At 50.8% G+C, this 24,126-nt stretch carries 21 protein-coding genes, 2 pseudogenes and 1 other annotated feature; of the genes and pseudogenes, 21 read left to right on the top strand and 2 right to left on the bottom strand.

Features of this window, described 5'->3' with window-relative positions; genetic code table 11:
- Positions 1-735, top strand: coding sequence for a DUF6062 family protein (locus EV209_RS01785; RefSeq protein WP_130432465.1), 735 nt, complete (start codon positions 1-3; stop codon positions 733-735).
- Positions 736-840: 105 nt separating this feature from the next.
- On the opposite strand, the gene EV209_RS01780 is transcribed toward EV209_RS01785, so the two are convergent.
- Positions 841-1,188 (bottom strand): hypothetical protein, encoded by a 348-nt coding sequence (locus tag EV209_RS01780; RefSeq protein WP_130432463.1) that lies wholly within the window; start codon positions 1,186-1,188, stop codon positions 841-843.
- Positions 1,189-1,483: 295 nt separating this feature from the next.
- Here EV209_RS01780 and EV209_RS01775 point away from each other — a divergent pair, with 295 nt between their 5' ends.
- From EV209_RS01775 to EV209_RS01740, 8 genes and pseudogenes are all read left to right on the top strand, one after another.
- Positions 1,484-1,768, top strand: a complete 285-nt coding sequence (locus EV209_RS01775) for a co-chaperone GroES (RefSeq protein ID WP_130432461.1) — start codon at positions 1,484-1,486, stop codon at positions 1,766-1,768.
- A gap of 28 nt (positions 1,769-1,796) precedes the next feature.
- Entirely contained in the window at positions 1,797-3,419 is a 1,623-nt protein-coding gene (gene groL / locus EV209_RS01770; protein ID WP_130432459.1) for a chaperonin GroEL, read from the top strand.
- Between the two features lie 185 nt (positions 3,420-3,604).
- The gene (locus tag EV209_RS01765; RefSeq protein ID WP_130432457.1) at positions 3,605-4,105 is read left to right on the top strand and encodes a DUF6106 family protein; all 501 of its coding nucleotides are present in this window, start codon (positions 3,605-3,607) and stop codon (positions 4,103-4,105) included.
- Between the two features lie 104 nt (positions 4,106-4,209).
- Complete coding sequence (gene guaB, locus EV209_RS01760) at positions 4,210-5,664, top strand: IMP dehydrogenase (RefSeq protein WP_130432455.1); 1,455 nt, start codon at positions 4,210-4,212, stop codon at positions 5,662-5,664.
- Between the two features lie 109 nt (positions 5,665-5,773).
- Positions 5,774-6,017: a binding site (T-box leader), on the top strand.
- A gap of 239 nt (positions 6,018-6,256) precedes the next feature.
- Positions 6,257-7,648 carry a TrpB-like pyridoxal phosphate-dependent enzyme gene (locus EV209_RS01755; protein ID WP_130432453.1) on the top strand — a complete coding sequence of 464 codons (1,392 nt, stop codon included), beginning with the start codon at positions 6,257-6,259 and terminating at the stop codon, positions 7,646-7,648.
- Positions 7,649-7,803: 155 nt separating this feature from the next.
- Positions 7,804-8,079: pseudogene (locus EV209_RS01750) on the top strand (sigma-70 family RNA polymerase sigma factor); the annotation flags it as partial.
- Positions 8,080-8,162: 83 nt separating this feature from the next.
- Positions 8,163-9,512 carry an MATE family efflux transporter gene (locus EV209_RS01745; RefSeq protein WP_130432449.1) on the top strand — a complete coding sequence of 450 codons (1,350 nt, stop codon included), beginning with the start codon at positions 8,163-8,165 and terminating at the stop codon, positions 9,510-9,512.
- A 3-nt stretch (positions 9,513-9,515) separates the two neighbouring features.
- Positions 9,516-10,217 carry an ABC transporter ATP-binding protein gene (locus EV209_RS01740; protein ID WP_130432447.1) on the top strand — a complete coding sequence of 234 codons (702 nt, stop codon included), beginning with the start codon at positions 9,516-9,518 and terminating at the stop codon, positions 10,215-10,217.
- An 8-nt stretch (positions 10,218-10,225) separates the two neighbouring features.
- Here the strand turns inward: EV209_RS01740 and EV209_RS01735 are convergent, their stop codons facing one another.
- Complete coding sequence (locus EV209_RS01735; RefSeq protein ID WP_130432445.1) at positions 10,226-11,335, bottom strand: endonuclease/exonuclease/phosphatase family protein; 1,110 nt, start codon at positions 11,333-11,335, stop codon at positions 10,226-10,228.
- Between the two features lie 115 nt (positions 11,336-11,450).
- Here EV209_RS01735 and EV209_RS01730 point away from each other — a divergent pair, with 115 nt between their 5' ends.
- The 12 genes and pseudogenes from EV209_RS01730 to EV209_RS01675 all read left to right on the top strand — a co-directional run bounded on the left by EV209_RS01730 (position 11,451) and on the right by EV209_RS01675 (position 24,047).
- Entirely contained in the window at positions 11,451-12,425 is a 975-nt protein-coding gene (locus tag EV209_RS01730; protein WP_130432443.1) for a recombinase family protein, read from the top strand.
- A pseudogene (locus tag EV209_RS01725) lies at positions 12,415-12,798 on the top strand (sigma-70 family RNA polymerase sigma factor); the annotation flags it as partial. The gene EV209_RS01730 and the pseudogene EV209_RS01725, both read left to right, overlap by 11 nt.
- 45 nt (positions 12,799-12,843) lie before the next feature.
- A complete protein-coding gene (locus tag EV209_RS01720; RefSeq protein WP_130432439.1) occupies positions 12,844-13,449 on the top strand; it encodes an HAD family hydrolase in 606 nt (201 codons plus the stop codon).
- Positions 13,450-13,540: 91 nt separating this feature from the next.
- The gene (locus EV209_RS01715; RefSeq protein ID WP_130432437.1) at positions 13,541-15,055 is read left to right on the top strand and encodes a putative DNA modification/repair radical SAM protein; all 1,515 of its coding nucleotides are present in this window, start codon (positions 13,541-13,543) and stop codon (positions 15,053-15,055) included.
- Between the two features lie 8 nt (positions 15,056-15,063).
- On the top strand, positions 15,064-15,960 hold the full coding sequence (locus EV209_RS01710) for a TIGR03915 family putative DNA repair protein (RefSeq protein WP_130432435.1): 897 nt from the start codon (positions 15,064-15,066) through the stop codon (positions 15,958-15,960).
- Positions 15,854-16,402 (top strand): phosphodiesterase, encoded by a 549-nt coding sequence (gene yfcE, locus EV209_RS01705; protein ID WP_130432433.1) that lies wholly within the window; start codon positions 15,854-15,856, stop codon positions 16,400-16,402. The genes EV209_RS01710 and yfcE overlap by 107 nt, the downstream gene beginning before the upstream one ends.
- Positions 16,403-16,404: 2 nt before the next feature.
- The gene (locus EV209_RS01700; protein ID WP_165388776.1) at positions 16,405-17,106 is read left to right on the top strand and encodes a MazG family protein; all 702 of its coding nucleotides are present in this window, start codon (positions 16,405-16,407) and stop codon (positions 17,104-17,106) included.
- A 169-nt stretch (positions 17,107-17,275) separates the two neighbouring features.
- The gene (locus EV209_RS01695; RefSeq protein WP_130432429.1) at positions 17,276-18,820 is read left to right on the top strand and encodes a YifB family Mg chelatase-like AAA ATPase; all 1,545 of its coding nucleotides are present in this window, start codon (positions 17,276-17,278) and stop codon (positions 18,818-18,820) included.
- Entirely contained in the window at positions 18,817-19,902 is a 1,086-nt protein-coding gene (dprA, locus tag EV209_RS01690) for a DNA-processing protein DprA (protein ID WP_130432427.1), read from the top strand. Before EV209_RS01695 ends, dprA begins: the two co-directional genes overlap by 4 nt.
- 36 nt (positions 19,903-19,938) lie before the next feature.
- Positions 19,939-22,008: a type I DNA topoisomerase gene (gene topA / locus EV209_RS01685; RefSeq protein WP_130432425.1), complete on the top strand. Its 2,070-nt coding sequence runs from the start codon at positions 19,939-19,941 to the stop codon at positions 22,006-22,008.
- Between the two features lie 124 nt (positions 22,009-22,132).
- Positions 22,133-22,927 carry a GTP-sensing pleiotropic transcriptional regulator CodY gene (gene codY, locus EV209_RS01680; RefSeq protein WP_130432423.1) on the top strand — a complete coding sequence of 265 codons (795 nt, stop codon included), beginning with the start codon at positions 22,133-22,135 and terminating at the stop codon, positions 22,925-22,927.
- Positions 22,928-23,135: 208 nt separating this feature from the next.
- Positions 23,136-24,047: a radical SAM protein gene (locus EV209_RS01675; protein WP_243647469.1), complete on the top strand. Its 912-nt coding sequence runs from the start codon at positions 23,136-23,138 to the stop codon at positions 24,045-24,047.
- The last annotated feature ends 79 nt before the right edge of the window (positions 24,048-24,126 follow it).

Below are 24,126 nucleotides of genomic sequence, written 5' to 3'. Positions count from 1 at the left end.
ATGAAAGAAAAATTGTATACCATACCAGTCAACGACGCCTTTGACACAGATTGTGAATGCCCAGTGTGCGCGATGAGACAGGTGCTGGAAAATAATGCAGTGGAATACACACTGGGGCCCAGCTATATGGAGGACGACGTGCGCATGGAGACTGACCGGGTTGGATTTTGCAGAGAGCACATGCGGATGCTGAACCTGCAGAAAAACCGCCTGGGCCTGGCGTTGATTATGAAAACCCACATAGACCGCACCAACCGGGAGATCAGAAAGCTGGCGGAAACCCCGTCAAAAGCCGCAAAAATGTTTAAAAAAGGGCAGCCCGGGCCGGTAGCGGAATATATCGATACACTAAACCATTCCTGCTTTATCTGCGACAGAATTGAAAACACATTTTACAGATATATCCCCACAATCGTTTTTCTGTGGAAAACAGAGCCAGAGTTCCGTAAGAAATACCAGGAATGCAAAGGCTTTTGTACAGAGCATTACGGGCTGCTGGTAAAAGAAGCGCCCAGGCATTTAAAAGAAAACGAACTGACAGAGTTCATGGAAGAAACCACCAGACTGTATCTGGATAACATGCAGCGCCTTGCCGACGATCTGGAATGGTTTGCGGACAAATTCGATTACCGTCATCAGAACGATCCCTGGAAAAATTCCAAAGACGCGATTCCAAGAGGCATTGTGAAGACCAACGGAATCCTGGAAGAAGTGCGGGAAAAAGAAAACAACTAAAAAAGAGAGAGGCGGCAGAGAAAAGTCCGGTGACTATAGCCGTAAGGCATTGAGTCTCCGGAGTTTTCTCTGCCGCCTCTTAGCGACTCCCTTTTCAGCGGACCTCTATTCCAGCTCTTCCTTCGTAACAGGTTTTTCCTCTGACGGCGCATCTTCCACAGGAGCATCCTCACATTCTGTGGGTGCGATTTCCTTCTCTTCTCCGGGAAGATCCTCCCCATCTTCAGAAACTTCAGGATGCGGTATAGAAACATAGTTTCTGTCTTCACCGGAAATTTTCTGAACTGGTTCTGCCGGCTCTGCGGAGTCCGCTGTATCTGTAAATTCCGCTTCCGCGGCAGCGTCTTCTTTCTGATGCTTTTTTGTAATCGCGATGCTGGCCGCTACTCCGGCGGCAACGGCGCTTCCGATACCCAGCAGGACTGCCAGCCAGGTTCCTGATTTTTTGGCCATATCAATAACCCCTTTCTGATTGTCGATCAGTCTTATTGTAATACGGATAAAAGAAAAAGAAAAGGGCTAAAATCAAAATAAGGAGAAAATATAAACAAAAAATAAAATTTACCGAGAAAGAAAAATCAAGAAAACAAAAGAAAAAACAAGAATTCAGCAGGTATTATAGAAAAATTAAGAGGTTATTGACTCTCTTCCCTGTTGCAATTTGGAAATAAATTGGCTAGTATATAGCATAGATTGATTAGCACTCGATTGAAATGAGTGCTAATAACAACAGAAGGAGGAATATATCATGAAGTTAGTACCATTAGGCGATAGGGTTGTCCTGAGACAGCTTGTAGCAGAAGAGACCACAAAATCCGGCATCGTTCTGCCGGGCAGCGCACAGGAGAAACCGCAGCAGGCAGAGGTTATCGCAGTAGGCCCTGGCGGAGTGGTGGATGGTAAAGAGGTTACCATGCAGGTGACAGCAGGCCAGAAGGTGATCTATTCCAAATACGCAGGAACAGAAGTGAAGCTGGACGGAACAGAATACATTATTGTGAAACAGAACGATATTCTGGCAGTAGTGGAATAATACAGGACTAATAAGGAGGACATGGAACATGGCTAAGGAAATTAAATACGGCGCTGACGCAAGGGCCGCGCTGGAAGCTGGTGTAAATAAGCTGGCGGACACAGTCCGCGTAACCTTGGGACCGAAAGGGCGCAACGTGGTTCTGGATAAATCTTTCGGGGCTCCGCTGATCACCAACGACGGCGTGACGATCGCAAAGGAGATCGAACTGGAAGATCCCTATGAGAATATGGGCGCGCAGCTGGTAAAAGAAGTTGCCACAAAGACAAATGACGTGGCAGGCGACGGCACCACAACCGCTACAGTTCTGGCCCAGGCGATGATTCATGAAGGGATCAAAAATCTGGCGGCAGGAGCGAACCCCATCGTGCTGAGGAAGGGCATGAGAAAGGCTACGGATGAGGCTGTTGCGGCGATTGAAGAGATGAGCAGCAAGGTTACCGGCAAAGAGCAGATCGCTAAGGTTGCTTCTATCTCCGCAGGGGATGATGAAGTAGGCCAGATGGTTGCGGATGCTATGGAAAAGGTGTCCAATGACGGTGTAATCACCATTGAAGAATCCAAGACCATGAAGACAGAACTGGACCTGGTAGAAGGTATGCAGTTTGACAGAGGTTATATCTCCGCATACATGGCGACCGACATGGATAAGATGGAAGCAGTTCTGGATGATCCCTATATCCTGATTACAGACAAGAAAATTAGCAATATTCAGGAAATTCTTCCTGTACTGGAACAGATTGTTCAGTCCGGCGCAAGACTGCTGATCATTGCTGAGGATATTGAGGGCGAAGCGCTGACTACCCTGATTGTGAATAAGCTGAGAGGCACTTTCTCTGTAGTGGGCGTAAAGGCACCCGGCTACGGCGACAGAAGAAAAGAGATGCTCAAGGATATCGCGATCCTGACAGGGGGCACTGTGATTTCTGAAGAACTGGGCCTGGAACTGAAAGATACCACCATGCAGCAGCTGGGCCGCGCGAAATCCGTAAAGGTTCAGAAGGAGAACACCATCATTGTGGACGGTGAAGGCGATAAGGCGGAAATCTCCGCAAGGGTGGCTCAGATCCGCAATCAGATCGAAGAGACGACTTCTGATTTTGACAGGGAAAAGCTGCAGGAGCGCCTGGCGAAGCTGGCAGGCGGCGTTGCTGTGATCCGTGTGGGCGCGGCTACAGAGACTGAGATGAAGGAAGCAAAGCTGCGCATGGAGGATGCTCTGAACGCTACCCGCGCCGCTGTGGAAGAAGGTATTATCGCAGGCGGCGGCTCCGCATATATCCATGCGTCCAAGAGAGTTGCTAAGATGGCTGCCGCCCTGGAAGGTGATGAAAAGACCGGCGCTCAGATCATCCTGAAAGCCCTGGAATCCCCTCTGTACCACATTGCTGCCAATGCAGGCCTGGAAGGCTCCGTGATCATCAATAAGGTGAAAGAGTCCGAAGTAGGCGTAGGCTTTGACGCGTACAAAGAAGAATATGTGGATATGGTTGCAGAAGGCATCCTGGATCCTGCCAAGGTGACCAGAAGCGCGCTGCAGAACGCTACCAGCGTTGCGTCCACACTTCTGACCACAGAGTCCGTTGTGGCCACCATTAAAAAGGATGAGCCCGCGATGCCCGCAGGCGGCGGAATGGGCGGAATGATGTAATAAAGAAGCAGTGATACAGCCCCATCTATAGCGGCCCGGATTTCCGGGCTGCTATGGATGGGGCTGTTGTATATGATGGAAAATTCCTATCAGGTTATAGAAAATTTATGAAAAAGGGGGTTTCAAAAAAAGGGCAGAGCAGGTATAATAAAAACAAATATTGATACAGCAGGAGGATTCTAAGTATGAATCAGGATATTTATGCAGAGTGGCTGGTGAAACGCAAGACGCCCGGTTATGTTTATCTGGAGATTCCGCTGATCGTGCTGGCATGCCTGATCGGGCTGATGCTGGCGCTGACCACATCCTGGGGAATCATCGTAACCGCTCTGGTTTTTGTGGGCAGCTATTTTCTGATGCGGACATTTAAGGTGGAATATGAGTATGTGTTTGTAACAAACGAGCTGGACATTGATAAGATTATGAACCAGAGCAAGAGGAAGCGCATGCACCGTCTGGAGATCAGCAATATGGAGCTGGTTGCGCCCTGGGACGGACACGATCTGGATACTTACAAAAACAATCAGAATTATAAAAAAGTAGATGTTTCTTCCGGCATCGCAACGAACAAGCGCTATGGGATCGCATATTCTGAATCCGGAAACAACACGCTGTTTATTTTTGAACCGAATGAACATATATTGGAAGTGATGCGCCGCTGCGCGCCCAGAAAAGTTATCCAATAAAAGTCTCAAAATCAGGGTAAAATTGTATTTGACAGGCGGACACTTTTTTGTTATAGTCTTGAATTAATAACCATATTACAGATCAGAGAAAGAGAGGATAAATCATGGGTCAGATTATTGGCGACGGTATTACCTTTGACGATGTGCTGCTGGTGCCTGCATATTCGGAAGTGATACCAAATCAGGTTAGCCTGCAGACGCACCTGACGAAAAAGATTGAACTGAATATTCCGATGATGAGCGCCGGGATGGATACGGTTACAGAGTATCAGATGGCTATCGCAATGGCCAGGCAGGGCGGTATCGGGATCATTCACAAGAATATGTCGGTGGAGGCGCAGGCAGATGAGGTGGACAAGGTAAAACGTTCAGAAAACGGAGTAATTACGGATCCGTTTTTCCTGTCCCCGGAACATACCCTTGAGGACGCTAACAATCTGATGTCGAAGTTCCGCATTTCCGGCGTGCCGATCACAGAGGGCCGGAAGCTGGTGGGCATCATCACAAACCGAGATCTGAAGTTTGAAGAGGATTTCTCCAGAAAGATCAAGGAATGCATGACTTCCGAAGGGCTTGTGACCGCCAAAGAAGGCATTACCCTGGAGGGAGCCAAGAAGATTCTTGCAAAAGCCAGGGTGGAGAAGCTTCCTATTGTAGACGATGATTTTAACCTGAAGGGCCTGATCACCATCAAGGATATTGAGAAAGCAATTAAATATCCCATGGCAGCCAAGGATTCCCAGGGCCGTCTGCTGTGCGGCGCCGCTGTAGGGATTACCAACAATATCATGACCCGCGTGGAAGCGCTGGTGAAAGCAAAGGTGGATTGCATTGTCATCGATTCCGCTCACGGCCATTCAGCTAATATTCTGAAAACAGTGCGCATGGTAAAAGACGCATATCCGGATCTGCAGGTAGTTGCCGGCAATGTTGCCACTGCCGAGGCAACGCTGGCTTTAATTGAAGCAGGAGCGGATGCGGTAAAGGTGGGAATCGGCCCCGGGTCAATCTGCACCACCCGCGTGGTGGCCGGTATCGGCGTGCCTCAGGTGACTGCGGTGATGAACTGCTATGAGGCTGCGAAACCCTATGGTATTCCGATTATCGCGGACGGCGGGATCAAGTATTCCGGAGATTTGACCAAGGCTATCGCAGCGGGCGCCAACGTCTGCATGATGGGCAGCATCTTTGCCGGCTGTGATGAAAGCCCGGGAACCTTTGAACTGTATCAGGGAAGAAAATATAAGGTATATCGCGGCATGGGCTCTATTGCTGCTATGGAAAACGGTTCTAAGGACCGCTATTTCCAGTCTGACGCCAAGAAACTTGTACCGGAAGGCGTGGAAGGCCGCGTGGCATATAAAGGCACTGTGGAAGATACGGTGTTCCAGCTGATGGGCGGCCTGCGTTCCGGTATGGGATACTGTGGAGCACAGGATATTGAGACACTGAAGGAGACCGGGAAGTTTGTGAAGATTTCCGCCGCATCCCTGAAAGAAAGCCATCCCCACGATATTCATATCACGAAGGAAGCGCCTAACTACAGCGTGGATGAATAAGCGGATTTCCTGATTTTACCAGGCGCTGCCCAGGTGAATGCACGATGAGAATTTGGAAGCATTAGAAAAAGCGGTTGACACAGAAAAAAATCTGTGCTATAAAGAAACAAATAAACCGATGAGGGAGAGTGAGTATCTCTGATTGCGCCATTACAGAGAGCTGCCGGAGGCTGAGAGGCAGTATGGAAGATGAGAGAGAATGGGCTCCTGAGGGCGAGCTGAAGATTCAGTAGGCGAGCCGGAGAGGCACTCCGTTAACAAAGCCGGCATATCATGTGTATGCCATGAGAGAGTGCGATTGCACTAAGCCGGGTGGCACCGCAGGAGCGTATTGGATTGCTCTTGTCCCTGCAGTAACTATTTCAGGGACAAGGGCGTTTTTTGTTTCATAGGAAACTGAAACTGCGTTTCCTATGAAACAAAACCCTCCGGGGGATCGCACTGCGGCGTAAAGAATCACGTCGCTAAAGCGACACGCCGCAGGCGGGGAATCCCGCGGGCGGGATTCTGATTTTCATAAGAAACTGCGTTTCCTATTTAACGAAATCCTCCGGAAAAGTCCCGGACAGAACAGAAAGGAGTTAGAGGCATTATGAACGAAACAAAACATGAAATCCCCTACAAAATTTATCTGGAAGAAAGCGAGATGCCGAAAAAGTGGTACAATGTGCGCGCTGATATGAAGAACAAGCCGGCTCCGCTGCTGAATCCGGGAACCATGGAGCCGATGGGTTATGATGATTTGAGGCCGGTTTTCTGTGACGAGCTGATCAAACAGGAGCTGGATAATGATACGGCATATATTGATATTCCTGATGAAATCCAGAACTTCTACAGGATGTACCGCCCGTCTCCTCTGGTAAGGGCATATTGCCTGGAGGAAAAATTACAGACTCCTGCGAAGATTTATTACAAATTTGAGGGAAATAACACCTCCGGCAGCCATAAGCTGAATTCCGCGATTGCCCAGGCATATTATGCGAAGCAGCAGGGGCTGAAAGGCGTGACCACAGAGACCGGAGCCGGCCAGTGGGGGACTGCGCTGTCCATGGCCTGTTCTTATTTTGATCTGGACTGCCAGGTATATATGGTGAAAGTCTCCTATGAGCAGAAGCCTTTCCGCCGTGAAGTGATGCGTGTATACGGCGCGTCAGTGACGCCTTCCCCTTCAGAGACTACGGCGGTGGGCAGGAAGATTCTGGCCGCTCATCCCGGCACAGGCGGAAGCCTTGGCTGCGCGATTTCTGAAGCTGTGGAAGCCGCTCAGTCCCAGGAAGGATACCGTTATGTGTTGGGCAGCGTGCTGAATCAGGTGCTGCTGCATCAGACAGTGATCGGTCTGGAGACAAAAACCGCCCTTGATAAATACAATATCACTCCGGATATTATTATCGGCTGCGCCGGCGGCGGTTCCAACCTGGGCGGACTGATTTCCCCGTTTATGGGGGAGAAACTGCGGGGGGAAAAGGATTACCGCTTCATCGCCGTGGAACCCGCATCCTGCCCCAGCCTGACCCGCGGGAAGTTCGTATATGATTTCTGCGATACCGGTATGGTTTGCCCCCTGGCGAAGATGTATACCCTGGGCAGCAACTTTATCCCCTCCCCCAATCATGCAGGCGGGCTCCGCTACCACGGCATGAGTTCTATCCTTTCCCAGCTGTATCACGACGGGCTGATGGAAGCGGTTTCCGTGGAACAGACCTCTGTGTTCGAGGCAGCGGAGCAGTTCGCCAGAGTAGAGGGTATTCTGCCTGCGCCGGAGAGCAGCCATGCCATCCGCGTGGCCATAGACGAAGCCCTGAAATGCAAAGAAACAGGGGAAGAAAAGACCATTGTATTCGGACTTACGGGAACCGGGTATTTTGACATGTATGCCTATGAAAAATTCCATGATGGGAAAATGACAGATTACATCCCCACCGATGAAGATTTAAAGGAAGGGTTTGAGGGTATTCCCAAATTTCCCGGAAATCTGATCTGATCCTGATGAGAAAAGAAGAGTGAGATAGCTGCCTGCGCCGGAAACGCGCGGAGGGGCTTTCCCGCTCTTCTTTTTCTGTACCCTTTTGGCCGGGAAAAGCACGCGAACTGTCCGCACAGCATAGACTGTAAAAAAACGACGCGGGAAGGCTTTCTTTGAAAACATTTCAAAAACCGTTATCGGCCACAGAGGAGAAACAATGTCTGCAGGCGTTCCGGGCAGGCAGCAAGGAGGCCCGCGATATTCTAATTGAGCGGAATATGCGCCTGGTGGCGCATGTGGTGAAAAAATATGGGTTTACAGACAGAGATATGGATGATCTGCTTTCCATCGGCACCATCGGACTGATCAAAGCTGTCAATACATTTGATATGGATAAGGGAAGCCGTCTGGCAACTTATGCCGCAAAATGTATTGATAATGCTATCCTCACAAAATGTTTTTCAGGGTACCAATTACCGCTCAATTATGCTATACTGGATGAAAAATAAACGAGAAAAGAGGAAATTCAGAGATGGTGCGGGATATGACCAGAGGAAGCATCACCAGGCATTTGGTATCATTTTCAATACCACTGGTGTTGGGAAATCTGTTCCAGCTGATGTATAATGCGGTGGATTCCATTGTGGTAGGCAAGTTTGGCGGAGAAGACGCCCTGGCGGCAGTGGGCACCGGAAACCCGGTGATGAATATTGTGATTCTGGGGATTACCGGAATCTGTATCGGCGCTTCTGTGCTGATGAGCGAATTTTTTGGCGCCAAGGATATGGAGAAGCTGAAGCGGGAAATTTCCACCACGTTATTGCTGGGCAGTGTTTTTTCTGTGCTGATCGCGGTTCTGGGCCTGTTCTTTTCCGGATGGATTTTGAAAATGATGGACGTTCCGGAAGGGATTTTCAGCATTTCTGTACTGTATCTGCGGATTATTTTTCTGGGTATGCCTTTTACATTTTTTTATAACGCCTATGCGGCGGTGATGCGCAGCGTGGGGGATTCCAAGACCCCTGTGAAATTTCTGGCTTTTGCCTCTGTTCTGAATGCCTGCCTGGACCTGCTCTTTGTGGCCGGGTTTCATATGGGTGTGCTGGGCGCCGGGCTGGCTACCGTGATTGCGGAAGGGGTATCCGCCGGGCTGTGCCTCTGGTATGTGAATAGAAATATGCCGATGCTGCGGCTGAAGCGGTCCGAACTGAAAGTGGACCGTCAGATGTTGAAATTGACGCTGCAGCATGGCTCTGTCACCGCGCTGCAGCAGTCCTGCCAGCCGATTGGCAAATTGCTGATCCAGCGCAGCATCAATTCCCTGGGAATCACTGCCATGGCGGTGTTCAATGCAGTGAGCCGGGTGGACGATTTCGCCTTTACCCCGGAGCAGAGCATCTCCAGCGGAATGATGACCTTCGTATCCCAGAACAGGGGCGCAAAGCAGGGAGAGAGGATGAAAAAGGGCCTGCCCTACGGGCTGCGGGTAGAAGCGGGATATTGGGTGCTTATCTGCACTGCGATCCTTCTTTTGAAAACACCGATCATGAACCTGTTTGTGGAGGAAAGTGAGGCCATCCGCATCGGTGTGGATTACTTGACGCTGATGGCGTTTTTCTACCTTCTTCCGGCCTTTACCAATGGGATACAGGGATTTTTCCGCGGTATGGGAAATATGACGATCACCCTGGTTTCCACGCTGATCCAGATATCCGTGCGGGTGGTTTTTGTGTATCTGCTGGTTCCCTCCATGGGAATTCCGGCAGTGGCCTGGGCAAGTCTCATCGGCTGGCTGTGCATGCTGGCAGCTGAGGTGCCCTACTATTTTGTTTATATGAAGCGTTGGGATAATAAGAACAGTCAGAACTTGAAAGGAGCATAAGGAATGGCATATGTGGAATTTAATAATGTCTGCAAGGAATACGGCAGCGGGGAGGGGCTGATTAAAGCGTTGGACCAGGCCAGCTTTACCGTGGAGGAAGGGCAGCTGGCAGTGATTCTGGGCTCCTCCGGGGCGGGCAAAACCACTGCGCTGAACATTCTGGGCGGTATGGACAGCCCTACCAGAGGAAGCGTCCTGGTGGACGGCAAGGATCTGGCAGGGTGCAATAACCGGGAGCTGACGAAATACCGCAGAAATGATATAGGATTTGTATTTCAGTTTTATAACCTGGTGCCAAATCTCACTGCACTGGAGAACGTGGAGCTGGCGGCGCAGATCTGCCAGGATTCCATGGATGCGGCAGAGGTGCTGAGAAAGGTCGGACTGGGCGAACGCATGAACAATTTCCCCGCCCAGCTCTCCGGAGGCGAGCAGCAGCGGGTGGCCATTGCAAGAGCTGTGGCCAAAAAACCCAAACTGCTGCTGTGCGACGAACCTACGGGAGCTCTGGATTACAGCACGGGAAAGCAGATTCTGCAGATTCTCCAGGATACTTGCAGAAAAGATGATATTACAGTGCTGATCATCACCCACAACTCGGCCCTTGCGCCCATGGCGGATAAGCTGATCCGGTTTAAGAGCGGCAAAGTGATCGCGGAAAAAGTCAATGACACCCCTGTACCGATTGAAGAAATCGAATGGTAAAGAAAGCTTCAGTTCTCCTTCAGCGTAAAGGTCATCACCACAGGCTGGTGGTCGGAGTAGGCAAATTCATTTTCAATCACCCGGCTGGAAGCTGTGATGTTGGCGGAGACCAGAAATCCGTCCACCGTGACTGTGTAGTCCACGCCCTTTTTATAGGGGACGTCGGCTCCCCGGCAGCTGGGCACTTCTGAAGCATTATCGGGGATGACGAAGGAAAACCCGCTGGGAAGGTCTTTGTCCGACAGCTGGTAAACCCATTCCGGAATTTCCTGTTCAGATGGGAACTGGCTGATGGTGCCGGCGATATCGTGGTTGAAATCGCCTCCGGCGATCACATAATTGCCTTTTTCATATTCTTCAGCCAGGAAGCTGCGCAGGCGTTCCATCTGCTGCTGCCGGATTGTGCCGCCTTCATCATAGGCTGACAGGTGGAGGTTGACGAGGACAAGGCTGCGGCCGTTTTCCAGCTCCAGCCGGGAGGCTGTAAAGCAACGGTCCAGATCAGTAAATTTTGTAATAAATGCAGTGCTCACAGGCAGCTGGTAGCGGGTATTGGCCCCGATCTGATAGCGGCTTAACGTGACCAGGCCGCTTTCCACGCTGCCATGGGGTTCCGTCAGCGGATACATCAGATAAGGGGTGTGGAAAGCATTGGTAAAAACAGACCCATAGCTGGTCATGGCGTTCCTGATCATATTCACCTGATCAATGGAATAGCTGCGGGTGGCTTTTTCATCCGCTTCCTGCACAAAATAAAAATCACAGTTCAGAGACTGTAAAAGCGCGATGCTTCCTTCTGTATTGCGCCTGCAGTTTTCTTCGCTCAGCGCCCGGGAATGCTTTCCCTGGGTGGGCGTCCCGTCTTTCATCTTTCCTGTATCCATGAAGAAAGTATAATCAGGCTCATAAGCGCCGAAGCCGATATTGTAGGTAGCGATGGTAAAAGTTCTGCTGCTGTCCGCTTTTTCCTGACGGTTATTCTCGGTCTCCAGCAGTGTTTCGTCTTCAATCCGGTAGTAATTGGCCTGCATATAAGCGATATATCCGCCCGCTGCCGCCAGCAGAAGGCCCAGAAGACCGCCGAAAACCCCTAAAATAATTTTCACCCATTTTTTCATTACAACCCTCCTCTTTTTGTTTAGCATATCACAATTCATACAAACAGGCAAGGGAAACGAATGGGACAAAGTACAATTTGCATAAAATACTGGGACCAACCAGCGGGAGACAAATATGTGCTTTGCAATTTATTCCAGAAAGTCCAGATTTACGGGAAAAGGGGAGAGCATTGAGAACCAGGTGACAGTCTGCCGCCAGTATATTGAAAGCAGATATGGAAAAGAAGAGGCGCAGCGCGCCCAGGTATTTGAGGATGAGGGTTTTTCCGGGGGCAGCCTGGACCGCCCGCAGTTCCGAAAGATGATAGAAATGGCAGAGAAAGGCGGGATTCAGTCTGTCGTCTGTTACCGCCTGGACCGCGTGAGCAGGAATATAGGGGATTTTGCCGGCCTGATCAGAAGGCTGGAGCAGTGGGGAATCGGCTTTGTGTCGGTACGTGAACAGTTTGACACAGGATCTCCCATGGGGCGTGCCATGATGTACATTGCTTCTGTGTTTTCCCAGCTGGAACGGGAGACCATTGCGGAGCGGATCAGGGACAACATGATGGAACTTGCCAAAACCGGCAGATGGCTGGGGGGCAGAACGGCTTATGGATACAGATCTTCCTGTATTCGCAGGGAGGAAGACGGAAGGGTGCGCCAGGCTTACTGCCTTGAGGAAGTCCCTGAAGAACTGGGCCATGTCAGGCGCCTTTTTCAGGTATTTTTGAGAAATGGTTCTCTGAAAGGTGCGGAGGAAGCGCTGGAAGGGGTGAAAACCCGCCAGGGAAAGAAGTTTACCAGATTCAGCATCCGGGAAATACTGAAAAATCCAGTATACTGCGCCGCTGACCGGGATGCCTGGGAATATTTCAGCCAAAAAGGCGCAGGGATTACCGGGGATGCCGGGCTTTACGATGGATCGGGAGGCGTGATGGCCTATAACAGGACGGAGCAGAAGAAGGGATGTTCTCACCGGGAACTGCCTGTGACAGAGTGGATTGTGGCCCCGGGCCTGCATGCTCCGGCCGTCAGCGGGAGGGAGTGGAGCCAGGTGCAGCATATTCTGGAAAGCCACAAAAAAAGCTTATGTGAGGATAGCAAATGAAATCCTGATGCTGCTGCGCTCGGAAAAAAAATATAACCGGGAGGTCAGCCTTCAGGAACCTATCGGGACGGATAAGGAAGGCAATGAGATCAGCCTGATTGACGTCATTGAGACCGGAGAGCGGGAAGTGGCGGATGTGGTGGCGCTGAAACAGGATGTGGTCCGGCTGTACGATTTGTTTCAGAGCTGCCTGAAAGAGAAAGAAAAAACAGTGGTGCAGATGCGCTATGGTTTGTTTGGAACGAAGGAATATACACAGCGGGAGATTGCTGAGAAATTAGGGATCTCCCGTTCCTATGTGAGCAGGATCGAAAAAGGAGCGCTGCAGAAGCTCCGGGAGGCGTTTGAGAAACCAGAGCAGAAGCAGCCTTGAAATTTCAGCCTGGCTTCTATATAATAGGGGCCAGGAGGACAAAAGATGATCAGGAATATTATATTTGATATCGGCAATGTGCTGGCCGGGTTTCACTACAAAAAATACCTGGATTCCCTGGGGTTGACGGAAAACCAGAGAGAGACTGTGGCTGGGGCCGTATTTGAAGGACCTTATTGGAAAGAAATGGACAGAGGAATTTGGACGGAAGAGGAGATCTGCCAGAAATGTGCGGAACTGGCGCCCCAGGAAGAAAAAGCAATACGGAAAGTATTCCGGGAGGGGATTGAACAGCTGGTAGAGGAATATCCTTTTTCAGAGGCCTGGCTGAAGCAGCTGCGGGAAAGAGGTTATCATGTCTATCTGCTGTCAAACTATGGAGAAAGAGGCTTTGCCTGGGCGCTGGAACATTTTTCCTTTATCCGCCAGGCCGAGGATATGGTAATTTCTTATCGGGAGAATCTGCTGAAACCAGACGAAGCAATTTACCGTAACATGTTGAAAAGGTTTGGGATCAGGCCTGAAGAAACGGTATTTCTTGACGATACGGAGGCGAATGTGCAGGCTGCGGAAAAGCTGGGCATTCGTGGAATACACGTGAAATCCCATGAAGAGGCTGTCCGGCTGTTAGAAGCAGCGCTGAAAAACTGAACAGCGGTCTTGAAACACATGTTCGAAAATACTTGCAAATATACCCGAATGCATGTATAATAGAATGAGAACAAGTATTCGAGGTGATAGTATGCTGATTCAGGAGAACCTGACGCTTCAGGAAAAATTAAGAATTTTGTCCGATGCCGCCAAATATGACGCGGCCTGTACCTCCAGCGGCGTAGACCGCAGGGGACAGAGCGGAATGACAGGGAATTCGTCAGCCTGCGGGCTGTGCCACAGTTTTGCGGCCGATGGGCGCTGTATTTCCCTGCTGAAGATTCTGATGACGAATGAATGTGTCTTTGACTGCAAGTATTGTTTGAACAGAGCCTCCAACGACGTGGTCCGTGCGGCCTTCTCTCCGGAGGAGATCTGTACGCTGACCATGGAATTTTACAGGCGGAATTATATAGAAGGCCTTTTTTTGAGTTCAGGGGTGATGAAATCTCCGAATCACACCATGGAGCAGATGTATCAGGCCCTGTGGAAGCTGAGGAGAGAATACCGCTTTGCCGGATATATTCATGTGAAGGCGATTCCGGGGGCGGATCCCCGTCTGATCGAGGCGGTGGGCATGCTGACGGACAGGATGAGCGTCAACCTGGAGCTGCCCACGGGAGACGGGCTGCGCAGCCTGGCCCCCCATAAGACGCGCAAGACCATACTGACTCCGATGCGGCAGATTCAAAACGGAATCCGTCAGGACCGGGAGATTCCTCTGCTACAGGAGCATACGGCTGGTTTTCTGGAAGAGGGAAAGGCGCGGGCTTCTGTTACTGGAGCGGGGATTCAGAAAGCGGCAGGAGAACAGCAGGATGAGCTGCTGTCATGGAAGAAAGAAAATGCCCAGCCTCTGTGGAGCCAGAGGAAGCCCGCAGCCAGGATGCATGTGTCTGAGATCGGGCGGCGGTTTGTTCCTGCCGGGCAGAGCACTCAGATGATCATCGGGGCTACCCCGGAGAATGATTATCAGGTGCTTTCTGTAGCCGAGGCGCTGTACCACCGTTACGAGCTGAAGCGGGTGTTCTATTCCGCCTATATTCCAATCAATGAAGATCCTCTTCTTCCTGCATTGCCGGGCGGCCCCCCTCTTCTGCGGGAGCACCGGCTTTATCAGGCGGACTGGCTGCTGAGGTATTACGGCTTTCAGGCTTCAGAACTGCTGGATGAGAGCCGCCCCAATTTCAATGTGCTGCTGGACCCGAAATGTGATTGGGCGCTGAGGCATATGGAACAGTTTCCGGTTGAAATCAACAGGGCTCCCTATGAGCTGCTGGTCCGGGTGCCGGGAATCGGCGTGCGTTCCGCAGGGCGGATTGTGCAGGCAAGGCGCAGCGCCCGGCTGGAGTTTGCGGATTTGAAAAAAATTGGCGTGGTGCTGAAGCGGGCGGTCTATTTCATTACCTGCAGCGGAAAGATGGAATATTCAGGTAAGCTCACAGAGGACACCATCACGTCCTGCCTCACCTGGGGAGACAGGAAGGCCAACTGGGAGATTTCCCACCAGGACAGTTTCCGGCAGCTCTCTTTGTTTGATGATTTCCATATGAATGTGCCGCCCAGCATGGAAGACCGCTTTTCTGTGGTCACCGGGCAGATGTGAGGTGGGGGATGAGGATCTATGTGTGCGAAGACCGGTTTGAAGGGATACTCTGCGGAATCTATGACGCCTGGGCCAGCGGCCTGGGACATGCCAACGTGCGTGTACAGGTGCGCCGGACCCAGACGCTGGAGCTGTTTGCGGAATATACGGAGGTGGAGACAGACCCTGCGAAAGCGGAAAAGGTAGCGTCATCCGTGCGCAGGAAGCTTTCAGAAGATATTTACGTCAATCTATATAAAACAGCCATGAGCTGTGCGCCGGATAAGGCTGACTGCATGTACCGGTATCTGGTGCGGGCCTTCGCCGCAGGGCCGGGCATTGTTCAGATGTACCAGGACCCGGCTGTGATGCGGGTTTTCGAGATCTGCAGAAATGTGGGAAACGAGACCCATCTGCTGCTGCAGTTCATCCGGTTCCGCCAGCTGCCGGGAAATGTTCTGTTTGCAGAAACAGAGCCAAAGAATTATCAGCTGACGCTGACGGCGCCGCATTTTGCCGACAGGCTTCCGGACGAAAACTGGATTATTTATGAGAAGAATCACGGGCAGGCTGCTGTGCATGAGGGCGGAAAAGGGTGGTTCCTGGCGCGTATGGGCGAAAAAGAGGCAGGACGGCTGCGGGACAGGGCAGGAGAAGACGGCTATGAGGATCTGTGGCAGACCTTCTTTGAAACCATTGCAATAGAAGAGCGGAAGAATCCTCTGTGCCAGCGCGGCCACCTTCCTCTGCGCTACCGGGGAACGATGACAGAGTTCCAGAGAGAAGCCTGGAATTCCCGTAGGAAAAAGGAGAGAAAAGATGAAATTGATGTTTGCATCGGACATTCACGGGTCGGAGACCTGCTGCCGGAGGATGGCGGAGATTTACAGAGAGGAACAGGCGGACAGGCTGATCCTGCTGGGTGATCTTCTGTACCACGGGGCTCGCAATGAGCTTCCGGAAGGATACCGCCCCAAAGGAGTGGCGGAGATATTAAATGGAATGAAAGAAGAATTGCTCTGCGTAAGGGGGAATTGTGATTCAGAGGTAGACCAGATGGTGCTGGAATTTCCTGTGATGGCGGATTACGCGCTGCTGGCGGAGGGAAAGCATACGTTATTTTTAACCCATGGGCATCATTGGAATACGGAGGCTCTCCCTCCTCTGAAGGCCGGGGATATTCTGGTGAACGGGCATACCCACATTCCGGCAGCAGAGCGCAGAGAAGGAATTTTATATTTGAATCCCGGCTCTGTTACAATGCCAAAAGGAGGCTTCCCCCGGAGCTATATGATCTGGGATCATGGAATGTTTGCCATAAAAGATATGGATGGTAAAATAATAATAGAATGCAGGCCGGAGGATTGACCGTGGAAAAATACAGATATGAGGATTTTCTGAGGATTGTGGCCAGGCTGAGGGCGGAAGACGGCTGTCCCTGGGACAGAGCGCAGACCCATGGGAGCCTGAAAACCTGCCTGGTGGAAGAATGCTATGAAGTGCTGGAGGGTATCCGGCTTTTGGAGGAGGACGGAGAAGGAGATAATTTGTGCGAGGAGCTGGGCGACTTGCTGCTGCAGGTGGTTCTCCATGCCCGGATTGCACAGGAAGAAGGGCTGTTTGCCATGGAGGATGTGGTGCAGGGGATCAGCGAAAAAATGATCCGCCGCCACCCTCATGTTTTTGGCGGCGACGGGCAGCTTGTGCAGGCCTGGGAAGACATTAAGGAACAGGAGAAGAACGGAAAAGAAATTCCGGCCAGAATACAGGATCAGGTGCCCAGAGCTTTTCCGGCGCTGCTCCGGGCCCAGAAAATTTTGAAGAAATACGGGTATGGGAGACAGGAGAATCCTTTTGAACAGATGGAACGAACTTTGGAGGGGCTTCGTGGGCTGTATGAGGAGGAAAAAACAGTTCCGGCCGGAAAGGAAGCCCTGGAACAGGCTGCCGGGAACATGCTCCTGGCAGCCGCGTTTCTTTGCAATGCGCTGGGAGTCCAGGCAGAATCCGCGCTGATGCAGGCGGCTGAGGCCTTTTCCGGAGATTTGCCTGCAGCAGAGTTTGACAAATAATTTTTCTTTGGTATAATATTTTTAATCATATTTTTCTGTAATATGTTCTGTCCGGAGGGCGCAGTCCTGCGCCTGTCCGGATCTCTGCGGGCATGCTTTGTCCGTATCCGGCAAATTCTCTGCCAATTCATTTACTGCGACGGTATAAAAATAATAAGGGGGGATTTTTTTGTGGGGTTATGTTTACAGCGGCGTCCTGCGTGGGATTGACGGCTGTCTGGTTCGTGTGGAAGCAGACGCCGGGCCGGGGCTGCCATATTTTGAAATGGTTGGCTTTCTGGCCTCGGAGGTGAGGGAAGCAAAGGAACGGGTGAGGGCTGCGCTGCGCAATGCAGGAATACGTCTTCCGGCAATGAGGATCACGGTGAATCTGTCGCCGGCAAATGTCCGTAAGTCAGGAAATTATTTTGACCTGCCCGTAGCAGCCGCGGTTTTATCCTCTTTAGGATTCTGCAGCCAGGAGCGTCTGAATGGCGTAATGATGGCCGGGGAACTGGGGCTGGACGGCGGAGTTCGTCCGGTGGCGGGGATTCTTCCGCTGGTATGGGCGGCTAGAAACGCCGGAGTTTGCAGGTGCGTGGTGCCGGAGGCCAATGCGGCGGAAGCAGGTTTGCTGGAGGGCATAAGGGTGACAGGGGTGAGGTCTCTGAAGGAACTGCTCTCAATGCTGGAGGGCGGCTGGCCGGCCCTCCCGGAGGATGCAGAGAAAGCTATTGTTCAGACAGAAGAGAGGCGCCCTGAGAGTCCGGATTTTTCAGATGTCAACGGGCAGCTGCTGATGCGCAGGGCAACAGAAATCGCAGCTGCCGGAATGCACAATATTTTGTACATCGGGCCCCCGGGCGCAGGGAAATCCATGACAGCCAGGAGGATTCCAGGAATACTTCCGGCGCTTTCCAGAGAGGAGAGCCTGGAGATTACAAGAATTTACAGCGCAGCAGGTCTTCTTTCAGAAAAAAGCCCTTTGATGAACAGCAGGCCGTTCCGGGCCCCCCATTATTCACTGACAAGACAGGCAATGACCGGAGGAGGCAGGATTCCGAAGCCGGGAGAAATTTCCCTGGCCCACAGGGGCGTGCTTTTTCTGGATGAATTGACCGAATTCCGTGGAGAAGTTCTGGAAGCTTTGCGGCAGCCTATGGAGGATGGAAAAGTAGTGATTTCCAGAGTTCACGACTGCTATTGTTTTCCTGCCCGCGCCATGGTTGCAGCCTCGATGAACCCCTGCCCCTGCGGGTTTTATCCGGACAGAGAAAAGTGCAGCTGCAGAGATGAGGAAGTGCGCCATTACCTGCGGCGGGTCAGCAGGCCGTTTCTGGACAGGATGGACCTCTGTCTGGAAGTGCGGAAACCGGAATTTCATGAGATGACAGCCTGGAAAAAGAATGAATCTTCCGGGGAGATCAGGAAGAGAGTGGAAAGATGCCGGCAGGTACAGAAGAGAAGGTACAAAGATGAAATAGGGATTTTGTTTAACAGCCAGCTGGATAGCAGGGAACTGGCCCGTTTTTGCAGCCTGGAGAAGGAAGAAAAGAAATTGGCAGAAAAATTGTATGAACAGATGGATTTGAGCGCCAGGGCATACGGAAAGCTGTTGAAGGTGGCCCGGACCATTGCGGATCTGGAAGGAGAAGAACGGATCCGAAGCAGGCATCTTTGCGAGGCAGTGAGCTACCGTTTGGCACAGTCTTCTGTTTGGGGAGGGAGAATATGAACGCATATTGGCATTGGCTCTGTAATATAGAAGAATGGGGAGCAGTGCGGCTCAAACTTGTTTTGAAACGGTACGGAAGCGCAGAGAAACTGTTTTATATAGAAGGGGATGAGCTGCGGGAAGCATTTTCCTGGGTCGGGCCCGCGCTGGCTGAGCGATGGGACAGGAGCAAGGCAGAGTGGGGCAGAAGAGAAGAAGAGTATGGACGGATGAAGGCAGGGGGAATCCGTCTGGTGCCTGTGATTTCCGCAGAATATCCGGACAGGCTGAAAGAAATCTATGGACGCCCTGCTGCTCTGTATGTGCTGGGAACCCTTCCGGCACAGGGAATTCCCACAGCCGCGGTGGTGGGAGCCAGAGCCTGCTCTTTATATGGAAAGCAGACGGCTTTGGAACTCAGCAAAAAACTGGCTGAAGCCGGGATACAAATTATAAGCGGAATGGCTTCAGGAATTGATTCCGCAGCACATACAGGCGCGCTGAAGGCCGGAAAAGAGACCTGGGCGGTTTTAGGGACCGGAGTGGATCTCTGCTATCCTGCAGGAAGCAGGGATATTTACGAAAAAATAAAAAATAAAGGAGGATTGATATCCGAATACTCGCCGGGAACCCGGGGAAGAGCGGAAAATTTTCCTATGAGGAACAGGATTATCAGCGGGATGGCGGACTGCATAGTGATTATAGAGGCCAGAAAGAAAAGCGGTTCACTGATTACAGCCAATTATGCGCTGGAACAGGGCCGGGAGGTCTTTGCGCTTCCCGGGAGGGTAGGAGACGTGCTGAGCGAGGGCTGCAACCGCCTGATCAGAGCGGGAGCGCCGCCAATTTTAGGGCCGGAAGATATACAGGATTTCTTTCAAATACAAAATAACAATATTTGTAAAAAAACGGAAAAGAAAAAAATTGGTCTTGAAAAGCAGGATGAAATGTTGTATAGTTGTTTGGATTCAGAACCAAAGCACTTAGAGAGAATTTTGCAGGAAACTGGTTTGCCGGCGGGGCAGGCAATGGAGACGATTTTGAGGCTGGAATTTCTGGGCCTGATTGCACAGCCGCTGAAAAACTATTATGTAAAAGCATAGCTGAGAGGCCGTGAGAAGAGGCCTGCAGGAGGAAGCATGGCAAAGTATCTGGTTATTGTGGAGTCACCTGCCAAGGTGAAAACGATTAAGAAATTTCTGGGTTCCAACTATGAGGTACTGGCGTCCAACGGGCATGTGAGAGATCTGCCCAAGAGCCGGATGGGAATAGATATAGAACATGATTTTGAACCAAAATATATTACAATAAGAGGAAAAGGCGATATTCTTGCCAAACTGCGCAAAGAGGCTAAAAAAGCGGATAAGATTTTTCTGGCAACCGACCCGGACCGGGAAGGAGAGGCTATTTCCTGGCATCTGGCCAACATTTTGAAACTGGAAGATAAGGATATCCACAGGATCAGCTTCAATGAGATCACGAAAAACGCTGTGAAAGCATCTATAAAAACGCCCAGGGCGATTGACCAGAACCTGGTGGACGCCCAGCAGGCCAGAAGAGTGCTGGACCGAATGGTGGGATACAGGATCAGCCCGCTGCTCTGGGAAAAAGTGAAAAGAGGGCTTTCTGCAGGCCGGGTACAGTCTGTGGCTCTGCGGATGATCTGCGACCGGGAAGCTGAAATCAATGCTTTTATTCCTGAGGAATACTGGTCTCTGGACGCAGTGCTCCGCGTGCCGGGAGAGAAAAAGGCCGTGACTGCCAAATATTACGGCGAGGGCGACCAGAAAATCCAGGTGCGCAGTAAAGAACAGGCAGACAGCATTCTGAAGGAGCTGGAACAGGAGACGTTCCGTGTTGCAGAGCTGAAGAGAGGGGAACGCGTGCGCAAAGCCCCGCTGCCCTTTACCACCAGTACGCTGCAGCAGGAGGCTTCAAAAGTTCTGAATTTTTCCACTCAGAAGACGATGCGCCTGGCGCAGCAGCTCTATGAAGGAATTGATATCAAAGGAAACGGCACGGTTGGTGTGATCACTTATCTCCGTACTGACTCCACACGCATTTCTGAAGAGGCGGATGCAGCTGCCAGAGCATTTATCAAGGATACTTATGGGGAGCAGTATGTTACGGATCTGCATAGTGCTGCTTCGGGAAAAAATAAAATCCAGGATGCCCATGAGGCGATCCGCCCAACGGATATCAAGCTGACTCCCACAGTGCTGAAGGAGTCCCTCAGCAGGGATCAGTTCCGTCTGTATCAGCTGATCTGGAAGCGCTTCACTGCCAGCAGGATGGAGAATGCCCGTTATGAGACGCAGCAGGCTAAAATTGACGCAGGCATACATCGTTTTACTGCAGCGGCTTCTAAGCTGATGTTTGACGGCTTTCTTTCAGTATACCAGGAGGAAGACACGCCTCAGGATAATCAGCAGGCGGTGCGGGGGCTGGAAAAGGGAGCTGTTCTGGAAAGAGAGTCTTTCGATCCTGAGCAGCATTTTACGCAGCCTCCTGCTCACTATACGGAAGCTTCGCTGGTTAAAGCCCTGGAGGAACAGGGGATCGGCAGGCCTTCCACATATGCGCCTACCATCACCACAATCCTGGCCCGCCGTTATGTGACAAAGGAAAATAAAAACCTCTATGTTACAGAGTTGGGGGAGGTAGTCAATGGTATGATGCAGAAGGCTTTCCCCACAATTGTGGACGTAACCTTCACAGCAAATCTGGAATCTCTTTTGGATAAAGTAGAGGAAGGAAAAATTGACTGGAAAACGATAGTCAGCAATTTTTATCCGGATCTGGACGAGGCGGTGATCCAGGCAGAGAAGGATCTGGAGCATGTTCAGATCGCAGATGAAGTAACAGACGAGATCTGTGAGCTGTGTGGCAGGAATATGGTGATCAAATACGGGCCCCATGGAAAATTTCTGGCCTGCCCGGGTTTCCCGGAATGTAAAAATACAAAACCCTATCTGGAGAGGACGGGGATTACCTGCCCTAAATGCGGAAAAGAAGTGGTGGTCCGCAAGACCAAAAAAGGGAGAAAATATTACGGGTGTGAAGCTGCGCCGGACTGCGACTTCATGTCCTGGCAGAAACCGTCCAACATAAAATGTGAAGTGTGTGGAAAATATATGTTGGAAAAGGGCAACCAGCTGGTTTGTTCAGACGAAAACTGCGGACACCGTCAGAATATCCCAAAAAACTGATGAATGTGCAAAAAAAACCGGAATTAACGGAAAAATCAACTTGTATTCAGTCCTTAGTTGTGTTAAAATAAAGTCGTGATAATTTAGATCGGATGCGGCAAAATATAACATAAGGAGGATGGATATGGGCGTACAATTACTGGATAAGACCAGGAAGATTAACAAACTGCTTCATAATAACAGCACAAATAAAGTTATATTTTCAGATATGTGCGAAGTGCTGGCTGAAATTATGGAGTCCAATATCCTGGTGATCAGCAAAAAAGGCAAGATTCTCGGAATCGGGATGTGCGGCGACGTGGAACCGTTGACTGAGCTGCTGCAGGATAAAGTGGGCGGTTTTGTAGACCGTATGCTGAATGAACGCCTGCTCAGCGTTTTGTCAACAAAAGAAAATGTGAATCTGGCAACCCTGGGGTTTGAGGGTGAATGTGTGGACAAATGTCAGGCAGTGGTGACTCCCATTGAGATTGCCAGCGAACGCCTGGGCACCCTGTTCCTCTACAAATCAGAGGGCGTATATAATATTGACGATATTATTCTCAGCGAATACGGCGCTGTTGTGGTAGGGCTGGAGATGCTTCGTTCCGTAAATGAGGAAAATGCTGAAGAGGCACGCCGCCAGCAGGTTGTGCGTTCTGCTGTCAGCACCCTGAGTTTTTCTGAATTGGAAGCAATTGTGCATATTTTTGATGAGCTGAAAGGCAACGAGGGTATTCTGGTTGCCAGCAAGATCGCTGACAGAGTGGGGATTACCCGGTCGGTAATCGTTAACGCTCTTCGGAAATTTGAGAGCGCGGGGGTCATTGAATCCCGTTCTTCCGGCATGAAAGGAACCTATATCAAGGTTCTGAATGATGTGGTGTTTGACGAGATCCGTAAGCTGAAAGAAACAAAGTTCAGCGAGGATTTTCAGTGACGTTTTCTCTGAAGCCTCAGATGAAAGTAACAGAGACTGCGGTCAGAAATGAGTGCCGCAGTATTTCAGGCAGAAGCATGGCCCGCGGGGCGATACCTTTTGCCGGGAATACTGCGGCATTTCCTATTCCATACGGCATATACCGTGGCGGCGGTAAATTGCTCTGAAGAGGGAACAAAAAACAAAACATTACAGCAGGAGGATCGAGATGCCGGAAAATCTACTGGATCAGAATATGAAATGCTGCATGCTGTGTCCCAGAATGTGCCGGGTGAACCGGGCTGCGGGGCAGACTGGTTTCTGTGGTATGGGAGACAAGGTTACGGCGGCCAGAGCGGCGCTGCATTACTGGGAGGAGCCCTGCCTTTCAGGAGAGGAAGGTTCGGGGACCATCTTTTTTACAGGCTGCACGCTTCGCTGTGTGTATTGTCAGAATGCAGTGATTGCCGCGGGAAAGACCGGCAGGGAAATTTCTTCTGAACAGCTGACAGAAATTTTTCTGCGGCTTCAGGGGGAAGGGGCAAATAACATTAACCTCGTGACACCCACACATTTTTTACCGCAAATTATGAAAAGTCTGATTGATGCGAAACAACTGGGACTGACTATACCAGTTGTTTATAATACCAGCGGCTACGAGAGGCCGGAAATCCTGCGGGAACTGGAGGGGCTGGTGGATGTCTGGCTGCCGGATTTTAAATATTGGGATTCCTGCACAGCCCTAAAGTATTCCTCCGCCCCTGATTATCCCGAAAGAGCCAGGGCTGCGCTGCAGGAAATGGTCCGACAGGCAGGAAAGCCGGAATTTGATCAAAGAGGCAGGATGCTGCGCGGGGTAATTGTCCGGCACTTGCTGCTTCCGGGGAAGCTGAAGGAAGCCCGGAAAATTGTGGAATATCTGTACAAAACTTATGGGGATTCTGTTTACATCAGCATGATGAACCAGTACACACCCCTGCCGCATGTGAAACCATGGAAGGAGCTGGACCGGAAAGTGACGGCCAGAGAGTATGGCGCTCTGGTGGACTATGCCTTGGACCTGGGCGTGGAGAATGGTTTTATTCAGGAGGGAGAAACAGCATCAGAAAGTTTTATTCCGGAGTTTGACTGCAGTTTATAAGGAGATACAGGTGATTTTTCAAAAAAACCTTGATTTTATTTAGCAGACATGATATAATGCTATAGGCAAAATAGTCACG

Origin of the sequence: Cuneatibacter caecimuris (genome assembly GCF_004216775.1) — a bacterium.
In the GTDB taxonomy this organism is placed as follows: domain Bacteria; phylum Bacillota; class Clostridia; order Lachnospirales; family Lachnospiraceae; genus Cuneatibacter; species Cuneatibacter caecimuris.
Note: the sequence above shows the minus strand (reverse complement) of the source record. Positions and strands in the feature narration are given on the sequence as shown.